This is a genomic window from Vibrio brasiliensis LMG 20546, from assembly GCF_000189255.1.
GTDB classification, from domain to species: domain Bacteria; phylum Pseudomonadota; class Gammaproteobacteria; order Enterobacterales; family Vibrionaceae; genus Vibrio; species Vibrio brasiliensis.
In genome coordinates, this window is record NZ_AEVS01000072.1 from 36127 (window position 1) to 55774 (window position 19648).

17 protein-coding genes are annotated in these 19648 nt (G+C 44.7%); 6 read left to right on the plus strand and 11 right to left on the minus strand.

Annotation, left to right across the window (positions count from 1 at the left end; translation table 11 throughout):
* Window positions 1-31 precede the first annotated feature (31 nt).
* The 5 genes from RH46_RS12625 to ispB all read right to left on the minus strand — a co-directional run bounded on the left by RH46_RS12625 (window position 32) and on the right by ispB (window position 8179).
* The gene (locus tag RH46_RS12625) at window positions 32-1180 is read right to left on the minus strand and encodes a mannitol-1-phosphate 5-dehydrogenase (protein ID WP_006879860.1); all 1149 of its coding nucleotides are present in this window, start codon (window positions 1178-1180) and stop codon (window positions 32-34) included.
* Between the two features lie 114 nt (window positions 1181-1294).
* The gene (locus RH46_RS12630) at window positions 1295-3247 is read right to left on the minus strand and encodes a PTS mannitol transporter subunit IICBA (RefSeq protein WP_006879861.1); all 1953 of its coding nucleotides are present in this window, start codon (window positions 3245-3247) and stop codon (window positions 1295-1297) included.
* 493 nt (window positions 3248-3740) lie between these two features.
* Window positions 3741-4823, minus strand: a complete 1083-nt coding sequence (locus tag RH46_RS12635; RefSeq protein ID WP_006879862.1) for a TRAP transporter substrate-binding protein — start codon at window positions 4821-4823, stop codon at window positions 3741-3743.
* Between the two features lie 257 nt (window positions 4824-5080).
* Entirely contained in the window at window positions 5081-6841 is a 1761-nt protein-coding gene (locus tag RH46_RS12640) for a bifunctional lysophospholipid acyltransferase family protein/GNAT family N-acetyltransferase (RefSeq protein ID WP_006879863.1), read from the minus strand.
* Window positions 6842-7207: 366 nt separating this feature from the next.
* Window positions 7208-8179: an octaprenyl diphosphate synthase gene (ispB, locus tag RH46_RS12645; RefSeq protein ID WP_006879864.1), complete on the minus strand. Its 972-nt coding sequence runs from the start codon at window positions 8177-8179 to the stop codon at window positions 7208-7210.
* A gap of 271 nt (window positions 8180-8450) precedes the next feature.
* Between ispB and rplU the strand changes: the two genes are divergently transcribed.
* From rplU to folA, 6 genes are all read left to right on the plus strand, one after another.
* The gene (rplU, locus tag RH46_RS12650; RefSeq protein WP_000271393.1) at window positions 8451-8762 is read left to right on the plus strand and encodes a 50S ribosomal protein L21; all 312 of its coding nucleotides are present in this window, start codon (window positions 8451-8453) and stop codon (window positions 8760-8762) included.
* A 20-nt stretch (window positions 8763-8782) separates the two neighbouring features.
* Entirely contained in the window at window positions 8783-9040 is a 258-nt protein-coding gene (gene rpmA, locus RH46_RS12655) for a 50S ribosomal protein L27 (protein ID WP_004409945.1), read from the plus strand.
* A 311-nt stretch (window positions 9041-9351) separates the two neighbouring features.
* Window positions 9352-10524 (plus strand): Obg family GTPase CgtA, encoded by a 1173-nt coding sequence (cgtA, locus tag RH46_RS12660; protein ID WP_006879867.1) that lies wholly within the window; start codon window positions 9352-9354, stop codon window positions 10522-10524.
* Window positions 10525-10802: 278 nt separating this feature from the next.
* Complete coding sequence (locus tag RH46_RS12665; protein ID WP_006879868.1) at window positions 10803-11570, plus strand: threonine/serine exporter family protein; 768 nt, start codon at window positions 10803-10805, stop codon at window positions 11568-11570.
* The gene (locus RH46_RS12670) at window positions 11567-12040 is read left to right on the plus strand and encodes a threonine/serine exporter family protein (RefSeq protein ID WP_006879869.1); all 474 of its coding nucleotides are present in this window, start codon (window positions 11567-11569) and stop codon (window positions 12038-12040) included. Before RH46_RS12665 ends, RH46_RS12670 begins: the two co-directional genes overlap by 4 nt.
* 20 nt (window positions 12041-12060) lie before the next feature.
* Window positions 12061-12540: a type 3 dihydrofolate reductase gene (folA, locus tag RH46_RS12675; RefSeq protein WP_006879870.1), complete on the plus strand. Its 480-nt coding sequence runs from the start codon at window positions 12061-12063 to the stop codon at window positions 12538-12540.
* A gap of 217 nt (window positions 12541-12757) precedes the next feature.
* On the opposite strand, the gene RH46_RS12680 is transcribed toward folA, so the two are convergent.
* The 6 genes from RH46_RS12680 to lptD form a co-directional block, all read right to left on the minus strand.
* The gene (locus tag RH46_RS12680; protein ID WP_006879871.1) at window positions 12758-13573 is read right to left on the minus strand and encodes a symmetrical bis(5'-nucleosyl)-tetraphosphatase; all 816 of its coding nucleotides are present in this window, start codon (window positions 13571-13573) and stop codon (window positions 12758-12760) included.
* Window positions 13574-13582: 9 nt separating this feature from the next.
* Window positions 13583-13960, minus strand: coding sequence for a Co2+/Mg2+ efflux facilitator ApaG/CorD (apaG, locus tag RH46_RS12685; RefSeq protein ID WP_006879872.1), 378 nt, complete (start codon window positions 13958-13960; stop codon window positions 13583-13585).
* A 66-nt stretch (window positions 13961-14026) separates the two neighbouring features.
* A complete protein-coding gene (rsmA, locus tag RH46_RS12690; RefSeq protein ID WP_006879873.1) occupies window positions 14027-14833 on the minus strand; it encodes a 16S rRNA (adenine(1518)-N(6)/adenine(1519)-N(6))-dimethyltransferase RsmA in 807 nt (268 codons plus the stop codon).
* A gap of 12 nt (window positions 14834-14845) precedes the next feature.
* On the minus strand, window positions 14846-15838 hold the full coding sequence (gene pdxA / locus RH46_RS12695) for a 4-hydroxythreonine-4-phosphate dehydrogenase PdxA (protein ID WP_006879874.1): 993 nt from the start codon (window positions 15836-15838) through the stop codon (window positions 14846-14848).
* Complete coding sequence (gene surA, locus RH46_RS12700; RefSeq protein ID WP_006879875.1) at window positions 15828-17126, minus strand: peptidylprolyl isomerase SurA; 1299 nt, start codon at window positions 17124-17126, stop codon at window positions 15828-15830. The genes pdxA and surA overlap by 11 nt, the downstream gene beginning before the upstream one ends.
* 55 nt (window positions 17127-17181) lie before the next feature.
* Window positions 17182-19548, minus strand: coding sequence for an LPS assembly protein LptD (gene lptD / locus RH46_RS12705; RefSeq protein WP_006879876.1), 2367 nt, complete (start codon window positions 19546-19548; stop codon window positions 17182-17184).
* Window positions 19549-19648 lie beyond the last annotated feature (100 nt).

Sequence of the window (19648 nt, forward strand, 5' to 3'; positions counted from 1 at the left end):
AGGGGAGGCAGGCTCCCCTTGTTTATTGTCGTTATAGTGTTTCGAAAATTGCCTGAATCTGGACAACTTCTTTACTGTTTTCGTCTAAGCCAGTGAAACGAGCCAGCGTTTTGCGAAGTCCGATCTCTTTAATTGTCGTCTGCAGCTCAACTGCCTGAGGATCATCATCGCTATGATATTTTAGAGCAGCTGCAATACCTTTTAAAATTGCTTGGTTTTCAGTGCTATACTCAATTGTACCCAGTAATGGCTTCACTAATCTATCGTTCGCCCCCAATTTTCGAATAGGTTGGCGTCCTACACGATCAACCTCGTCGATCAAGTATGGGTTTGCAAAGCGGTTTAATATCTTTTCAATGTATGCGTTATGCAATTCGCGGTCGAAACCATAACGTCTTATCAGTACCTCACCGCTCTCTTGCATCGCTTGTTTTACTTCAGCGTGAATGGCCGGGTCTTCAATTGCTTGACGAATTGTACGATGTCCTTTTAAGCAACCTAAGTAAGCTGTAATACAGTGACCTGTATTAAGAGTGAAGAGTTTACGTTCAACAAATGCCATTAGGTTGTTGGTTCTCTCCATTCCCGCTATATCTGGGATTTCCCCTTTAAACTGCTGTTCGTCAACGATCCATTCACTAAAGCTCTCTACTGTGACTTCTAGTGGATCGTCGTTAGCGGCTTCAGCAGGCGGCACAATACGGTCAACGGCTGAATCAACAAAGCCAACCAGATTATCTGCTTTAGCATGCAACGTTTCATCAAGGTGCTGGTATACCTGACCTTTCAGGTGTGTGGTTCCTCGAACCATGTTTTCACATGCAATAATATTAAGTGGTTTTTCATTGCCAGCAGCAAAGCGTTTTGCAATACCTGTAGCGATGGTTTTTGCGATGATGTCCAATACATTTGGACCGACAGCAGTTGTCACCAGGTCTGTTTTAACTATACGATCAATAACATCTTCACTCGCCGAGTTAACCGCAGTGACGTGAGTAACGGTATCGATTTGACATTCTGTACCTACCACTTTCACTTTGTATTCTTGTTTATGGCTAAGCTGATCAACTAGCGGAGTGTTCACGTCCGCAAAAGTGACTTCAACTTCTGCGTCTGCCAAGAGTTTACCGATGAAGCCACGACCAATGTTACCTGCACCAAAATGGACTGCATTTTTCATAATACTTACCTACCAATGTCTGAAATAATGACGAAAACGAATCTAGGGTGAGGCCAACCGCATAGGGGGTGACAGCTGACCTCGCTTTGCTCAGGAGCAAATTTTAAGGAGTGGTTAAGCTGCTTGCTGACCACCAAGGATGTTAAGAATTTCCTCTACATCTCTGGTGCTAGTTAGCTTCTCAATTGCCTCCGGCTCATCGAGCGCATTCGTTATGGTGGTAATTACCTGGATATGCTCATCATTTTTAGCGGCAATACCGATAACCAGTTTGGCGATATCTTCTTTGTCTTCAGTAAATTGGATACCCGCAGGATATTGGCAGATTACGATGCCAGTCTTCTTTACACGGTCTTTTGCTTCTACTGTACCGTGCGGAACAGCAATAGATTCACCAAGGTAAGTTGGTACCAAGGCTTCACGTTCAAACATGGCGTCCACGTATTCAGGTTCTGCGTAGCCCAGTTCAACCAGTTTGTTGCCGGCAAAACGAATCGCTTCTTCTTTATTAGCAGCTTGCAGACCGAGGTGAATGTTTTCGCGCTGAATCTGGAATACAGAGGGTTGTTGTTGCTCAAAGCTGTCATCGTTCGCAGCAAGAACCGATACCTTAACCAGGTTATCGTCATTTGCTGATGCTTGCTTTTGAGCGGCTAGTAACTTGGTTACTAACTGGTTGTACATTTCGCTATCTAGAAAGTTAGTCAATGAAATGTGCTGGGCGTTTGGAGCATGCTTACGCGCACGATCCGTCAAATCTTTATGAGTAATCACGATATCGGCACTCTCAGTTAAGCTGTTAATGGCAAGGTTGGTTACGGTGATGTTTAACCCCGCAGACTGAGCCTTTTTACGCAGCATACTCGCACCCATTGCGCTTGAACCCATACCTGCATCACACGCCACAACGATGCTTTTTACATCTGCAAGCTCAGTACTACCTTTGTTTTCTCCGCTTACTGCAGTGTTTGATTTTGACGCCGCTTTCAAATCTTTCATTTGCGATGTCGCTTTTTCTAATGCCGCTTCATCACCATCTTCTTCCGTTGATGTCTGAGTCTTCATCAACAAGGCCGCAACAGCAAAGGATACGCCGGTTGCCGCAGCAATAGAGGCAAGTACACCAACAATTGAAGCTTTTTGAGTCATCAATAAGATGGCGAAAATAGAACCCGGTGATGCTGGTGAAACAATACCTGCATTAAACATGACTAGGACAAATACACCTGTCATACCGCCAGCGATTGCAGCAAGGATTAAACGTGGATTCATTAGAATATATGGGAAGTAAATCTCATGAATACCGCCAAAGAAATGGATGATTGAAGCACCACCTGCAGTTTGACGAGCAGTGCCTTTGCCAAACACCATGTAAGCCAAAAGAATACCTAAACCAGGGCCTGGGTTAGCTTCAATCAGGAAGAAAATTGACTGACCAGCTTCAGACGCTTGTTGAATGCCTAATGGTGAGAAAATTCCGTGGTTAATTGCGTTGTTCAGGAATAGGATCTTCGCTGGTTCAACAAAAATAGAAGTCAACGGCAGAAGGTGAGCTGATACCAGGAAGTTCACGCCAGCAGCTAGACCACCAGAAAGGATTTTTACAAATGGTCCGATAAATAGGAAAGCAAGGATGGCGCATAGCATGCCAATGATGCCAGCAGAGAAGTTGTTGACCAACATCTCGAAGCCACTTTTTACTTTGCCATCAATGTAATTATCGAACTTTTTGATTGCCCAGCCGCCTAGAGGACCAACCATCATTGCGCCCATAAACATTGGTATATCCGTTCCGACAATGACACCCATTGTCGTGATCGCACCAACTACGGCACCACGTTCCCCGCCAACTAGCTTACCACCGGTGTAACCGATAAGAAGTGGCAGAAGATACGTAATCATAGGTCCAACCATGGATGCTAGCGTTTCATTTGGTAGCCAGCCAGTTGGAATGAAAAGAGCAGTGATAAAGCCCCATGCGATGAATGCACCGATGTTAGGCATTACCATGTTAGACAGAAAACGACCAAAATTTTGTATCTTGATCTTAGCATCTGGTGATATCATAGGAATTCCCCGTTTGATGTTCTGATGAATATTGTAGTAGTACGGTTCGCCAAAACCGCTTGATTGCTTAGTACCCAATCAATTTACCACACAATTCTCGTTTGGAACTGACAACGGGTTTTTTGTGATCTGCTACAGGGTAATTCTCGCCCACAACTGTTTTTTATGTGATTCAGCCCACCTCCTGACATTGTAATTTATCTACAAAAGAATGAATTGCAAATTGTCAATCTATTTATCCTTGTTGAGTTCTCACTTTTTAATTTGCAATGTTTGATTTTAATGTGATCTAGATCTTTGTTTTGATTGTTGTCACGATCGATAAATAAATTTATTTGATCTTGATCTCAATGGTGATGGGGTTGATTGTGAGTCTGATTGTGATGTATATCTCACTTGGTCGATTTCTGAAAGAAACTGACAATCTTTAAGTGCGTGTAGGTGCTTATTGTTGTGAGAGTTGCGGGCAGAAGAGAGCTTCTGCCCGGATAGGTTACTGGGTACTGTCTAAGTATGCTTTTGACGAGATGTCTGTCCAGGCTCTAACTTTAGCTAAGTATTGCTTTTGTGACTCAATGATCTCTTTTGCGAGTTGATCTTTTTCGGCTTGCTCTGCCAGTAGTTGAGACGTAGCAGTTTGCATTGCTTCAAGTACCTCTGGTGGAAAATCTCTTACTTTAATCTCCGGGTACTCAGCACTCATGGTCGCCCAGCTGTTAGCGTTTGCGTCTACTGACTGGGTGTACATATCAAATGCAGTCACGCGGAACGCAGTTTCTAAGATTATTTGTAGATCTTTTGGCAGCTTATCCCAGACTTTTTTGTTAACTAGGAACTGCGTTTCTGAACCTGGCTCATGCCACGCAGTGTAGTAGTAAGGGGCAATCTTTTGGAATCCCATACGTAGGTCAAATGCTGGGCCAACCCATTCAAGAGCATCAATAGTGCCTCGTTCAAGTGAGGTGTAAAGTTCACCTGGGGCGATGTTGGTCGGTGCAGCACCCACTTTGGCCATCACTTCACCAGCGAAGCCTGGGATTCGAATCTTAAGTCCTTGCAAGTCTTCTACAGAGTTGATCTCTTTTTTAAACCAGCCGCCCATTTGAATATCTGAGTTACCGCCTGGGAAAGAGAGTAGGTTGTGTGGGGCGTAGACCTTCTCCATTAACTCCATACCGCCACCTCGGTAAAACCAAGCGTATTGTTCCATTGCAATCATGCCAAACGGCATTGATGAGAAATACAGGGTATTGGGCACTTTCCCTTTCCAGTAGTATGAACTGGAGTGACCTAAATCGTACTGACCCGATTTGACCATATCGAAGATACCTAAAGGTGCCTTATGTTTGTTGGCTGAATCTATGCGGATTTGCAGTCTGCCGTTAGACATCTCTTCGGCCAACTTAGCCATATTTTTGGTCGCTTCCCCCAAAATCGGGGTATTGGGTCCCCAGGTTTCGGCCAGTTTTAATCGGTAAACTTTTTCAGCGGCTAAGCTGGCAAATGAGCTTAGTACGAGAGAGGTAGTGAGAGCCCCGGTTAGCAGAGCTCGTAGTGGTAATTGTTTTGGCAGCATGACGATACGACTTCCTTGTTGTTTTGAGTGTCTAGAAGCTAGCTTTTCGCCTGCCGATTTTTTCGTCAATAAAATTTCACTATCAGTCAATAACGCAAAGTGGAGTGTCTAACTGTTCTTTGTTCAAAGTATGGTTGGATATATTGTTTATTTATTACTTCATGTCATATGTGTGACTTGAGGTTTATGATTTCTGGTGGATTATTTTGATAGTAAAAGTGCTGCATAAGTCACGCAGCACTTGATTGTTCAAGCAGTTAATTAGCTAACTGATGATGGGCCAGATAAGTGCTTGCCTGTCCGGCACCCATGTAACGAGCTAGTGTACGCAGTTCGACTTGTTGAAGATCGACGACTATCAAGCCATCTAGTGCATTATTGAACTCAGGATCAACGTTAAAGGAAATCAGTTTGCCATTTAGAGCAAGATACTGACGAAGCAGGACCGGGATGCTCTTTCCTTGATCGATACGAGCTACGACTCTGGCAAGCAACTGCAAGTCACCCAGTGCGGTAAGCATGCTAGTGTTCCAGTTGTGTGTTGTGCTTGGGAGCGGGTTCGATGGAGAGACATGCTCAGCCTTGGCTTGATCGCCGTAGTGTAGCGTCATGCTGGCAGCGAGCAGTTGTCTGGTTTGCTCACTGTAATCACTACTTATGCTCACAGGACCAAATAAGTGAGTATATTGAGGATTGCGAGAAACAAACGTGGCGATACCTTTCCATAGCAGCAATAGGGCCCCCATGCTCTTTTGATAGCGCTGATCGATGACCGAGCGTCCCATTTCAATCGACTTCCCCATACTATCGATAAATGGAGCGTCATAGTTGAACAATGTACGTGAGTAGAGTCCTTCAATTCCCTGAGTAGCAACAATCTCGTCAACTAAACCGAGTCGATAAGCGCCAACCAGACATTGATTCTCTTTATCCCAGATGAATAAATGTCGGTAATATCGATCAAACTCATCAAGGTCAATTGCCAGACCAGTCCCTTCACCGACCTGTCTAAAATTCGTTTCTCTTAGTCGGCCGATTTCATGTAATAGAGAAGGTATGTATTCGGATTGCGTACAATAGACATCGAATTCGCCACTAGAAAGCAGCAAATGATCTTCTGGCAAGCCATTTAGATCAGTAATAAGATCTTTGAGCGGCAATGCTGGAGAAATAGGTAAGTGGCTGTCAGAGCTCGTTGAAGATGTTTGTACCTGATGAGCTTGATACTGAAGCAGATAAGTATTGAGTCGCAAGTAATTGACCATTTTCTGTTCAGGCAGTCCTTTCACTTCACGAAATTTGATTGCTGAGCCGATGGCTATTTGGATGGTCTCTTGTGATTTATTAAGTAACTCTCTGCCCAGCATAAGTGTGCGTAGTAGTGGGTGAACCTTGCCAGCAAGGTAAAAACGTTTTGAGTTTTGACCGTTAATAAAGATAGGTACGGTAGTCGCTGCTGACTTGCTGATTAGACTACTCACAGAACGGCTCCACTCCTTGTCTTCCAGACGTTGAGTTTTGCTGTCGATGAGTTGCGACACCTCTCCTGCGGGGAATAACAGTATCAGTCCTCCATCAGCCAGATGTTGATGAGCCTGTCTCAGGGCTTTCAGATTCGCTACACGTGAATTTTGCCCGGCAAAAACGTCGACACCTATAAAGAGTTCATCTAATTCTGGGACGGTTTTTAAGTATTGGTTAGCCAGAATCTTTACGTCCTGACGAAGAGCGAGCAGCAACTCAGCGAGGATGACACCCTCTACACATCCAAGTGGATGGTTTGCGACAATGACGGTTGGGCCAGTGCTCGGAATGTTAGAGATACTTCCCTGATTCACTTGATAGTCAATGCCAAGTATTTCCAGAGTAAACCTGATAAAGGTTTGAGTATCACAACCAGCGGGGCGCTGCGCGTAAAACTGGTCGAGTTTGCTGAGTCCTGTGGCCCATTCCGCGATAGTTTCTGCAAAACGAAAAGGGGTTTTTTTAGGAAGACGAAATGGGCTATATGTTTGCATTTTATTCTCGCTACGGCTGTTTTCGTTGTGAGAATAGAAAAATGAGATGACAGAGTGGCTGCAGCTAGATGAGAAATTGGTGACGAAGCGATGACGCTATTGTGACGAGATAAATAGAGCTGTAACAGTTTCAAATGGTTTCATATTTGAAATGCCTGGCTCGCAATTTATTTAATTTTGTTATGGTAAAGCGAATATTACTGCTAGCTTTATTAGGTGGGTAGGTGTTGCGGAGAACTCAAAGATAATGAGTGGCCGCGCAATATCGCGTCAAGCTTACCTTCGTTATGCTGCTCTGGAATAAGCTCTTCATCAGAAGAGAAAACGGGAACCGAAAGGTTCCCGTTGTTGTATTTGTGCTTTGGCTTAACTAGAGCGGTGCACAGACATGTGCGCCAGTGTAATCAGCGCCTGTTTGTAAACCGAATCGTCTAATACATCCAGCTCAGCGATTGCTTTATCAGCTTCCTGATACGCTTTTTTACGAGTGTATTCAAGTGAACCTGTCTCTTCCATTGTGGCCAGGATGTCGTTGAGGCGTTCCATTCCGTTTGCTTTTTCAATCGCTTCACGAATCATTTGGGTCTGTTCTTCGGTACCGTGTTCCATTGCGTAGAGTAGAGGAAGAGTTGGTTTGCCTTCTGCTAAATCATCACCAACGTTTTTGCCCATCTCTTCGCCATCGGAAGTGTAATCCATCACATCGTCGATGAGCTGGAATGCAGTACCAAGATACTTACCATAGTTTTGTAGTGCTAACTCTACCTCTGCTGGCGCTTCATTTAGGATAGCCCCAATCTGTGTTGCCGCTTCAAACAGACGTGCAGTTTTAGAGTAGATAACCTGCATGTAGCTTTCTTCTGTCGTGTCAGGATCATTGCAGTTCATCAGCTGCTGAACCTCACCTTCAGCAATCACATTTACCGCATCACTCATTAGCTTAAGGATCTTTAATGATCCTAGCTCTGTCATCATCTGAAATGAGCGAGTGTAAATAAAGTCACCAACTAATACACTGGCAGCGTTTCCGAAGGCTGCATTGGCGGTTGCTTTGCCACGACGCATGTCGGATTCATCGACGACATCATCATGCAGTAAGGTTGCAGTATGAATGAACTCAATAAAGGCCGCAGCTGTGGTGTGAGCCTCTCCCTGATAACCTAACGCTCTTGCCGATAAAACGGCAAGTAAAGGACGGATACGTTTTCCGCCACCACTAACGATGTAGAAACCAAGTTGATTGATTAAAGATACATCAGAGTTAAGTTGAGCGTGAATTGTTTCGTTCACTTTTGCCATGTCATCGGCGGTGAGTGCTTGGATAGCTTTAAAATCCATTGTAAATCCGGCTGAGGTTAGAACTAGTAAGGTATTCTTATCTACTTTAATCGCTGAATAATACACTAAAAAACGTTGATTAATACATGGTTAAAGGGCATCATCTGGGCACTTTTCATTGGCGATTAGCTTTTCGCCAATTTTTTCAAAATATGGCTTGTCATAGGTGCGACCTTTCTGTAGAATCTGCGCCCTATTGATGATTAGTTTAGCGCACACCCTTAATGCTCAAAAATAAGCATACGGCTGTGCGGAAAAAGCGGAGTAAGATATGTACGCTGTTTTCCAATCTGGTGGTAAACAACACCGTGTAAGCGAAGGTCAAACTCTTCGTTTAGAGAAATTAGACGTTGAAACTGGTGCAACTGTTGAATTTGATAAAGTTCTTCTTGTTGCTAACGGTGAAGACATTAAAGTTGGTGCTCCTCTAGTAGAGGGCGGTAAAGTAGTTGCTGAAGTAGTACAACACGGTCGTGGCGATAAAGTTAAAATCGTTAAGTTCCGTCGTCGTAAGCACTCTCGTAAGCAACAAGGTCACCGTCAGTGGTTCACGGAAGTGAAAATCACTGGTATCAACGCTTAATCGATTAGGAGAGTTTAACAATGGCACACAAAAAAGCTGGTGGTTCTACTCGTAACGGCCGCGATTCAGAAAGCAAACGTCTAGGTGTTAAGCGTTTCGGTGGTGAGTCTGTTCTTGCAGGTAACATCATCGTTCGTCAACGTGGTACTAAGTTCCACGCTGGCACTAACGTTGGTATCGGTAAAGACCACACTCTTTTCGCTCTTACTGAAGGTAAAGTGAAATTCGAAGTGAAAGGTCCTAAAAACCGTAAATTCGTTAGCATCGAAGCTGAGTAATTAGACAACTCGTTTAATTATTAGCTTTAAAGCTGAATTCAAAAGCCCTGCCGATTCGGCGGGGTTTTTTATTTATGGCGATAGGAATAGATACTAAGGCACTTTGAAAAAAGTCCCTCATTATATATTCCAATACCAATCGGGATAAATCGGTGACCAGATGTCTATTCTGGTTGGTATCAGTGGCAGAACGATCGAAGATCAAGGTGATCGATCTGAAAATGGAATCTGCTAGAATTTATATCATTCACTTCATCGCTCTTGGTGGAGTTTGAGATGATATTTGCAACGCACCCAATGCGGAGTAAGAGATGAAATTCGTTGATGAAGCGGTAGTAAAAGTTCAAGCCGGTGATGGCGGTAACGGTGTAGTGAGTTTCTGGCGTGAGAAATTCGTTGCGAAAGGCGGTCCAGATGGCGGTGACGGTGGTGATGGCGGTGATGTTTACATCCAGGCTGATGAAAACCTTAATACCCTGATTGATTATCGCTTCCAACGCTTCTATGAAGCGGAACGTGGTGAAAATGGCCGTGGTGGTAACTGTACTGGTAAGCGTGGTAAGGACAAAGTTCTTCGCGTTCCAGTAGGTACACGTGCTGTTGATATCCACACAAATGAGATCGTTGCTGAAGTCGCTGAGCATGGTAAGAAAATCATGGTAGCGAAAGGTGGCTGGCACGGTTTAGGTAACACGCGTTTTAAATCTTCAGTAAACCGCGCGCCTCGCCAAAAGACGCTAGGTACAAAAGGTGAGATTCGCGAAGTTCGTTTAGAGCTATTGCTGCTTGCTGATGTGGGTATGCTTGGTCTACCTAACGCGGGTAAATCTACCTTTATTCGCGCAGTGTCAGCGGCTAAACCTAAAGTGGCGGACTACCCGTTTACTACACTGATCCCAAGTCTTGGTGTCGTTAGTGTGGTTCCGGAAAAGAGCTTCGTTGTCGCAGATATCCCAGGACTTATCGAAGGCGCAGCCGATGGTGCAGGTCTTGGTATCCGCTTCCTGAAGCACTTAGAACGTTGTCGTGTGCTTTTACACATGATCGACATTATGCCTATCGATCAAAGTGATCCTGTTGAAAATGCCTTAACCATCATTGATGAGCTAGAGCAGTACAGTGAGAAGCTAGCTGATAAGCCGCGTTGGCTGATCTTCAATAAGGTTGATCTTATGCCTGAAGAAGAAGCGAACGAAGTGATCCAAAATATTCTTGACGCATTAGGTTGGGAAGAGGATTACTACAAGATTTCAGCTGTTAACAAGCAAGGCACAAAAGAGTTGTGTTACAAGCTTGCTGACTTTATGGAAAAACTACCTCGCGAAGAAGAAGAGATCTCTGAAGAAGAGAAAGTCGACTTTATGTGGGATGACTACCATAAAGATGCGATCGCTGGTAAAGACGTTATCACTGAAGATGATGATGACTGGGATGATTGGGACGATGAAGAAGATGACGGTCATGTTGTCTACGTCCGCGAATAACAGTGCATAATATTCATAGCCGCAATATCTATTGCGGCTTTTTTGTGTCTAAATCAAATCATTGACGTAAGTTTCGACGCAAAATACTCAGGTTCAATATCAGTCATCAAGACTCGGTGTTTGGGTTGTTGAGTAGGGAAAATCACTCAGAGAGTAGTATGGATGACAGCTAACAAGCTGATTTAAATGCAAAGTCTATCATCTGGTTATGAGTGATTTTAACCAGCAGGAATGAACAGGTAATTATTCCTATTGGTATAAAGGAGTAGAGTAGAATCATGGCATCTAAACAGCGAGCAGTTTCTCGCTTAATCGCCCAGGCAGGGCAAATGTTACTCGCGCATGGCGCTGAGAGCACGTTAGTTGGCGACCTTATGCGTCGCTTCGGTTTGGCGGCAGGTATGGATGAAGTCGAAGTGTCGCTGTCAGCCAGTTCTCTGGTAGTCACTACTGTCTATCAAGAGCACTGCATTACGACAGCTCGCCGCTGTCCGGATCGTGGTATCAATATGTGGGCTGTTACCCAAGTGCAGCGCATCTGCATCATGCTCGAACGAGGTATCATCGATTACCCGCTGGCACAGAAGAAGCTCGATAAAATCAGTCCTGAGCGTTATAACCGCTGGTTAGTAGTGTTTATGATAGGCCTGTCATGTGCTGCATTCAGTCATTTAGCTGGAGGAGATTGGGTCGTTTTTGCTATGACTTTTCTTGCTTCTTCTGTTGGGATGGTCGTACGTCAAGAGATTGGTCATCGCCATTTCAATCCATTAATGAACTTTACTGCCACTGCTTTTGTGACCACGGTGATTTCTGCTCAAGCGGTTATTTATCAGCTCGGTAACTCTCCCTCACTTGTTATGGCGTCTTCAGTTTTGATGCTTGTTCCAGGTTTCCCTTTGATCAACTCAGTTGCAGATATGCTAAAGGGCTATATCAATATGGGAATTGCTCGCTTTGTGATGGCCAGTTTACTTACCTTGGCTACTAGCTTGGGGATTGTTGCTGCAATGAGCTTAGTGGGCGTATGGGGGTGGGTTGTATGATCTCTTTCGATCTTATACTTGGCTTGCTAAACGATATGTTGTTTGCTGCGATCCCAGCTGTTGGATTTGCTCTGGTATTTAATGTGCCGCAAAAAGCTTTGGTGTACTGCGCTCTGGGTGGAGCGATCGGCCACGGCTCTCGCTATCTAATGATGCATTATGGGATTCCGATCGAGTGGGCGACATTTTTCGCCGCTATGCTGGTGAGCATGGTTGGTATTCATTGGTCTGCAAGGTTTCTAGCGCATCCAAAAGTATTCACAGTAGCGGCATTGATTCCTATGGTGCCAGGTGTATTTGCCTTTAAAGCGATGATCGCTTTAGTGGAACTTAATCATCGCGGCTATTCACCTGAGCTGGTAGCCATGTTGATGGAAAATTTCCTTAAGGCAATGTTTATTATTGCAGGATTAGCAGTTGGCTTAGCTATGCCTGGATTGCTATTCTATCGCCGAAAACCGATCGTTTAGGTGTACAGGAGAGTTATAGAATGATCATTAGTATGATTGCCGCGATGGCAAACGACCGCATCATAGGTAAAGATAATCAGATGCCTTGGCACCTTCCCGCTGACTTCGCGTGGTTCAAGCGTTGTACGATGGGCAAGCCAGTGGTGATGGGGCGTAAAACTTATGAATCTATCGGCCGCCCTTTACCTGGTAGAGCAAATATAGTGATCAGCCGCGATGCTTCTCTTGTTATTGAAGGTGTAACGACGGTGACTTCTATTGAAGAAGCACTCTCTGCCGCAGGCGATGTCGAAGAAGTTATGATCATTGGTGGTGGTACTATCTATCAAGCCTGTCTAGCAAAAGCACATAAGCTGTATGTGACGCATATTGACGCCCAAGTGGACGGTGATACCCAGTTCCCTGCCTGGAGTAGTGAGTTTAAAGAGGTTCATTGTGAAACTTATCAGGCCGATGAAAAGAACGCTTATGATATGCGTTTCGTGGTTTTAGAAAGATAGTGATGAGACTGGGCTCGCCCAGCTAGAACGCTTCTCTTCGAGATCGGGCTTCGCCCTGCGAGAATTTAGATCGGACTTCGTCCTTCGAGAGGTAGTTTGTGATGAGTGAGTCTAAAGTTGTAGGCAGTGTTGGCTTCTATTTAATTATCTGAGTTTAAAAGAAAAGGTTTGGCACATGGCGTCAAACCTTAAAAATTTACTCGTTACTCGTTACTCGTTACTCGTTACTCGCTAACGCTTCTTGCGTAAAGAACCGCTGATCTTCCCAGCGTAACATGGTTAGCTTTCCGCCCCAGACACATCCCGTATCCAAGCCAATGACCTCTTCTCCTTCATATCCCTCTAGAGCTGCCCAGTGACCAAATAGTACTGTTTTCTCTAGTTTGGTTCTCTGTTTCACTTTGAACCAAGGGGTTAATGTCGAGTCTGTGACTTGCTTGGGAGGCAGCTTACACTCCATGTCCAGACGAGCTTCTGAATCGCAGAAACGCATACGGGTGAAAGCATTAATGGTATAACGGTAGCGCTCGATACCCTCAAGAGAATCAGACCATAGGTCAGGTTGATTGGAGTACATATTCTCGATAAGCCAGGGCCAGTTATCACCACGCAAGATAGCTTCCACTTCCTGAGCTGCATGACGAGCTTGAGCCAGTGACCATTGCGGTGATATTCCCGCATGGCACATAACAAACTCATCATGTTCAGCGAGCAGAGGTTGATGGCGTAACCAATCCAGCAATTGCTGTTTGTCCTCGGCAGCTAGGATTGGTGCTGTTTTATCTTTATTCTTAACTTTAAACAGTCCGAGTGAAACGGCGAGTAGGTGCAGGTCATGATTGCCGAGTACCACTTTAGCACTACAACCCAGAGAGCGGACAAATCGCAGCACTTCAAGAGATTGTGGGCCTCGAGCAACCAGATCTCCTGCTAACCAGAGAGAGTCGTTTTTGCTATCGAAATTGACTTTATCGAGTAACAGTAGCAGTTCATCGAGGCAACCTTGTAGGTCACCGACAATATATGTCGCCAAAGTGATTTCCTAGTTTAAGATGTTTGGAATAGCCAGTCTGAAAGGTTCAATTTCAGCAATGAACTCCTGTCCACTGGAATCGTGCATTATGTATTGGCCCTGCATAACGCCGACAGGGGTTTCGATGACGGTACCACTGTTATACGTGTACTCGTCATTTGCAGCAATAACCGGTTGTTGACCTACTACACCTTCACCTTCAACGGTCATTTGTTTGCCGTTAGAGTCTGTAATTAACCAGCGTCGGGACATGAGTTGTACCTCTTGTTGGCTAAGGTTTTTGATAGTGATGATATAGGCAAAGACGTAGCGCTTTGCATCCGGATGAGATTGGTCGGGGATATATTTGGTGTGGACTTGGACTTTTATACAAGGGGCAGCTTCCATATTAACTCCTATGTAAAGTCGAAAGGTGATAAGCCAATGACCTATCACCTTTTATATTAGTCGAAATTACTTGTGGTTAGCATCTAACCAGTTTGCCATTGCAACGAACTGCTCAAGAGTCAGGTTCTCTGGGCGCATTCCCGGATTAACTCCAAGCTCTTCTAGAGTTTCAGTGCTTAGTAACGCTTTGTAGCAGTTACGTACTGTTTTACGGCGTTGGTTGAAACCTTCACGGCAAACACGGTCTAACCATTTCAGGCTAGTCGCTGGGTGAGGAAGGTTCTCATAAGGTACGAGTCGGACTACTGCCGAATCTACCTTAGGTGGCGGAACAAATGCGGTTGGTGGCACTTCTAGTACAGGAACGACTTTACAGAAGTACTGAGCCATTACGGTAAGGCGGCCGTAAGCTTTCGTGCCCGGACCTGCCGCCAAACGGTTTACCACCTCTTTTTGCAGCATAAAGTGCATGTCCTGAATATCTTTATGAAATTCAAATAGGTGGAACATTAATGGTGTCGAGATGTTGTATGGCAGGTTACCAAAGATACGTAACTTGTTATTTGGCTTCACCAGTTGAGTAAAGTCAAAGCGCATCGCGTCACCTTCGTGAATCGTCAGCTTATCACCGAGATCCGGGTGATTACGCAGACGTTCCGCAAGGTCACGGTCAAGTTCAATAACGGTAAACTTGTCGACTTCTTTACCAACAGGCTCAGTAATTGCGCCAAGACCAGGGCCGATCTCTACGAGATTCTGACCTGGTTTAGGGTTAATAGCAGAGACAATTCCATCAATGATGTATGGATCGTTAAGGAAGTTTTGACCAAAGCGTTTTCTCGCCTTGTGCCCTAAGTGGACATCGTTTCTCATAGTATTCTCAAGTTAATTCGATTTCTTATCGACCAGCTCAATTGCGTGAGCTAAAGCCGTTCGGAAGCTTCCTGTGTCCGCAATACCTGTCCCTGCAAGGTCAAGTGCGGTGCCGTGATCAACGGAGGTCCTGATAAATGGCAGGCCTAACGTGATATTCACTGAGCGGCCAAAACCTTTATATTTTAATACTGGAAGTACCTGATCATGGTACATCCCAAGTACTGCATCCGCTTCATCCAGATACTTTTCATTGAAAATGGTATCTGCTGGTAAAGGACCGATTAAGTCGAACCCTTTGCTCTGACGCAGTTTTTCTAATGTTGGAGTGATGGTTTCAATCTCTTCTCTACCGAGACAGCCGTCTTCTCCCGCATGTGGATTTAGGCCACATACATAGATTTTAGGTGAGGTTATCGCAAACTTCTCAACCAGATCCTTATGCAGGATATTGATGATCTGTTCTAGCCTTTCCTCAGTCACAGCCTTTGATACATAAGCTAATGGGATGTGTGTTGTCACTAACGCGACACGCAAACCTTCAGTCGCTAACATCATGACAACAAGTGGCGTGTTAGATTTCTCAGCAAAGAACTCTGTATGGCCACTAAATGCAACGCCAGCGCGGTTAATCACCCCCTTATGAACAGGGCCGGTGACAATAGCATCAAATTCGCCATTCATACAGCCTAATGCGGCTCTTTCTAGCGTTTTTAGCACGTAGTGACCATTCGCTTCATCCAATTGTCCAGCAGTCGCCGGATTGGTTAAAGGGATATGGTCAACAACCAATGAACCAGCTTGCTGAGCGGTAATTGGCAAGTCAGGTTGATAATCTATCAACTCAACATCAATGTTTAACTGTTTAGCACGCTCAGCCAACATTGCTTTATCTGCACAGACAACGATCTGGTGCGCCCAGCTCTCTTTCGATTGAGCGAGAACCAAATCAGGGCCAATTCCCGCTGGCTCACCAGCGGTGACTATAATGCGTTTAACGCTCATCTTGACTGTCGTCCTGAATCACTTCTACGTAGGCACTGGCACGGATTTCTTGTAACCATGCGCTAGCTTCTTCGTTGAACTTGCGGTTGAACAGAATACGGTAAGCTTTGTTCTTTAATGCTGAATCAGTGCGATCGACTTCGCGACGATCGAGCACTTCAACGATGTGCCAGCCGTGGACGGTTTTAAATGGTTCACTGATTTGGCCAACAGGCAGAGTATCTACCTGATGTTTAAATTCAGGAACATAGATTTCAGACGTCTGATAGCCTAATTCACCATCCTGAGCAGCAGAGCCTGGGTCCTGACTGTATTGTTGCGCCATTTCGGCAAAGGTCGCTTTACCTGACTTAATGCGTTGGGTTATCTCTTTAAGATCTTTCTGAACACCTTCATCACTTAAGATCACCGTTGGTTTAATCAGAATATGGCGTGCATTAACTTCAGTTACCGCAACCGTTTCTAAACCTTTTACATCTTCGATTTTAAGGATGTGGAAGCCTACACCACTGCGGAATGGTCCAATAATGCTGCCTTTGTTTTGCAGATTGATCTGGTCCGCAAAGATCGTTGGCATCTCTTCTTTACGCATCCATCCCCAATCACCGCCTTGCAGTGCTTTAGGCCCTTTAGAGTAGGTGTAAGCCATAGTACTGAAGTCAGCACCCTCTTTTAGCTTTTCGACCAATTGCTGGGCTTGTTTTTCAATTGCCGATTTATCGTCACCATCGTTGACACGTAATTGAATGTGGCCAATTTTGTACTGCACTGTCGCATTGGTCTCTTTGGCTAAAATATTGGCCAGATTGTCCACTTCGGCAGGCAAAATATTAATGCGACGACGAACGAGAGCATTGCGCGCTTCGCTGGCTGCAATCTCTTTACGAACTTGTTCACGAAACTCTGCGTAGCTCAGACCTTCCTGAGCGATAGAAGCACTCAACTGTTCTACTGTTTGCTGATTGTTACGTGCGATCTCTTCGATTGCTTCGTTCAAACGGTTGTCATCAATACGTACACCAATACGCTGAGCTTCTTGCTGTTGAATGGTGTCAACAATCAGTTTCTCTGTGACTTGCTCTCTGAGTACTTGCTCAGAAGGTAAAGACTGACCACTCTTCTTGGCATTGGCTTTTAGTGTTTTTAACGAGGTATCAATATCGCTCTGTAGAACGACACCACTGTTGACGATGACCGCGATATTATCCAATGCTACTGGCTCTGCGTGTGCTGTATTCAAAGTGCTGGTGGCACAGAGAGCAAGTAGCGCGTGTTTCCAAAATCTCATTCAAGAACCTATAAAAATATATTTAGCCTGCTGAGTTAGACAGCAGGCTATTGAATTAGTTGTTTAAGAAGAATGGGCGGCCGTAACCTAATGAGTTACCAGCACTATCTAGCCCTGCTAAACCAGAACCAGCACCGATTTTAGTACCAAAGCCTATGATACCGAAGTTAAGGCTGAAGTTGTTCTCGTAGTTCGGTGTCGCTGTAGTGGTATTGATATAATCGCCATTCCAACTCTGAAGCTGTTTACTATAGGTAAAGCCAATGTACCAACAGTCTGAGGTGTAGTTAAGGCGAGCTAACCATTCCAACGCTTCATCTGTGGTTAGATCATAGAAGTATTGACCACTGGCATTCCACTTAGGTGATATCTGATAACCAGCCAATAGGCCCGCCTGAGAAATGCCATCAACTGTAATACTGTCGATATTGAAATCAACGGTATTATCGATATAGTTCTTAGTTACGTAACGATAGTTACCCTGGATATAACCGCCATTAAAGCGATACTCAAGGGTACTGTTACCTAATTGCACTTCACTGGTGTCGATATCGTATTGAATACCACCGTGGTAGAACAGGTAATCGTCATAGTTGAAGTCCATTTCTACAGCCCAAGCCGAAAAGTTGGATGGGGACTCCGAGGGTGAATCGACACGTTGCTTAGCATCAATATAAAGGATCTGACCGAACGAGATATTTAAACGCTCTTTCAGGGCATCATCAAAGAAACGGGTTGATGCACCGTAACTAACCTGATTCGCAGAGGCAATCTCGTCAACACCACTGTATTTACGACTGCGGAACAAACCGTAGTAATCAGTCTGTAGTAGGGTGGTGTCGTATTTAGCAATATTGCTCTGGTCTTTCTTTGGTACGTACAGGTACTGAACCTGAGGTTCGAGAGTTTGTGTATAGTTATCGAAGATTGTCGTATCACGTTCCAACACTACACCTGCATGAGTGCGGAATTCAGGAATCACACGAGAAACACTTTTTTCTAAGCCATAGTAAGGGTTATCGTTGCTACCATCTCCATCACTATCATTGAATGATGTATCAACACCATCTAGCTCTTGTTGGTAATATGTACCAAGCAGCCTTGCTTCCGTGGTCCAGGTACCCCAGGTAGTGCCAATTGGCACAGTTAAGCCCGGCTCTACATGGACGCGAGTCGCTGATGGTTTACCTTCCGCATCGGTATCGAAACGAGAAACGTGGCTGATCATATCAAAGTCTAGATAGCGCATCAGTTCAGGCGCGTAATAGTTAAACTCCAACTGTGGCAGTAATCGGTATGGTAAGTTATTGCTGGTTGTTAATACTTGGAAATCTCTCGCTAATAAGGACGCATCCCAGTTATCAGAACGGTAAGTCGCTTCCATTTCCTGGATTAACTGGCCGTCCTCTTTGTTACCAATGCTTGAGTCCAGATCGGTGAAATAACGAATATCACTGACTTTGGAGTAGTCGGCAGTAAACTTCCAGTTTTCTTGATAGATACCACTATGCTCAAATTGGAAGCCCCAGCGGTCACCATACTCTGGATACTTTTTATCGTCTGGCAGGTATTCAGATTTTAGTGTGCTGTAACCGAAATCAGAGAGAAAACGAAGTTCACTGTTTAACTGAGTACCACGTTCCTGCATGTACTTTAGTGTCGTTTCAAGGTCGTAGTTTGGCGCTAAGTTCCAGTAAATAGGAACTTCCATTTCGAAGCCGTCACTTGAACCGTACGAGACAGTCGGATAGAGGAAACCCGTTTTACGTGTATCACCGATTGGTACCGTCAGGAAGGGCAGATAAAACACTGGTACATTGACGATTTCAAAGCGTGGATTGTAGAAGGTTGCTTCTTCTTCGTTCTGATCAATATCTATGCTTGAAGCACGCATACGCCATGAACTATCGCCTTCAGGGCATGAAGTGATGGTGCCGTCTTCAATCTCGTAGACAGCTTTGCCGGTTTTAGCCACATAAACAGCTTCACCACGACCAGGTTCACACAGGAACTGGTAGTTGGTGTTCTCTAACGTCACTTCCTCTGTGGTGAGGTTGTTGGTCGCTTTGTCAGAAATTGTTTTGACTTCGCCATCGCTAAAGGTAACGTTACCTTCAGCAACAACAATATTATCTTGCTGATGCAGGGTTACGTTGTCTGCCTGCATGCGTTTTTTACCCTGTACCACCACAACATTACCGCGGTAGGTTGCTTTATCACCGTTTATGGCTTCTAAGCTGTCCGCTTCTACATTAACGGGTAGTTGATTTGGGTTATCTGGCTCAGGTTCGTTGATCAAACATTGATCTATAGCGGGCAGTTCCTGCACACTATCGTCTAACATAGTTTCTGCTTGAGTCTGAGGCACTACAAAAGCAGCACTGATTGAAGCGGCTAACAAGGTGCGTGGAAAACGTAACATCGAGTTTTACTATCCTGTTGAACTTGATATATCCGGTGAATAGGTGACCGAATGTAAAATAAAACGGTCCTTATAATAAAGTAATTTACAGCTTACGGCA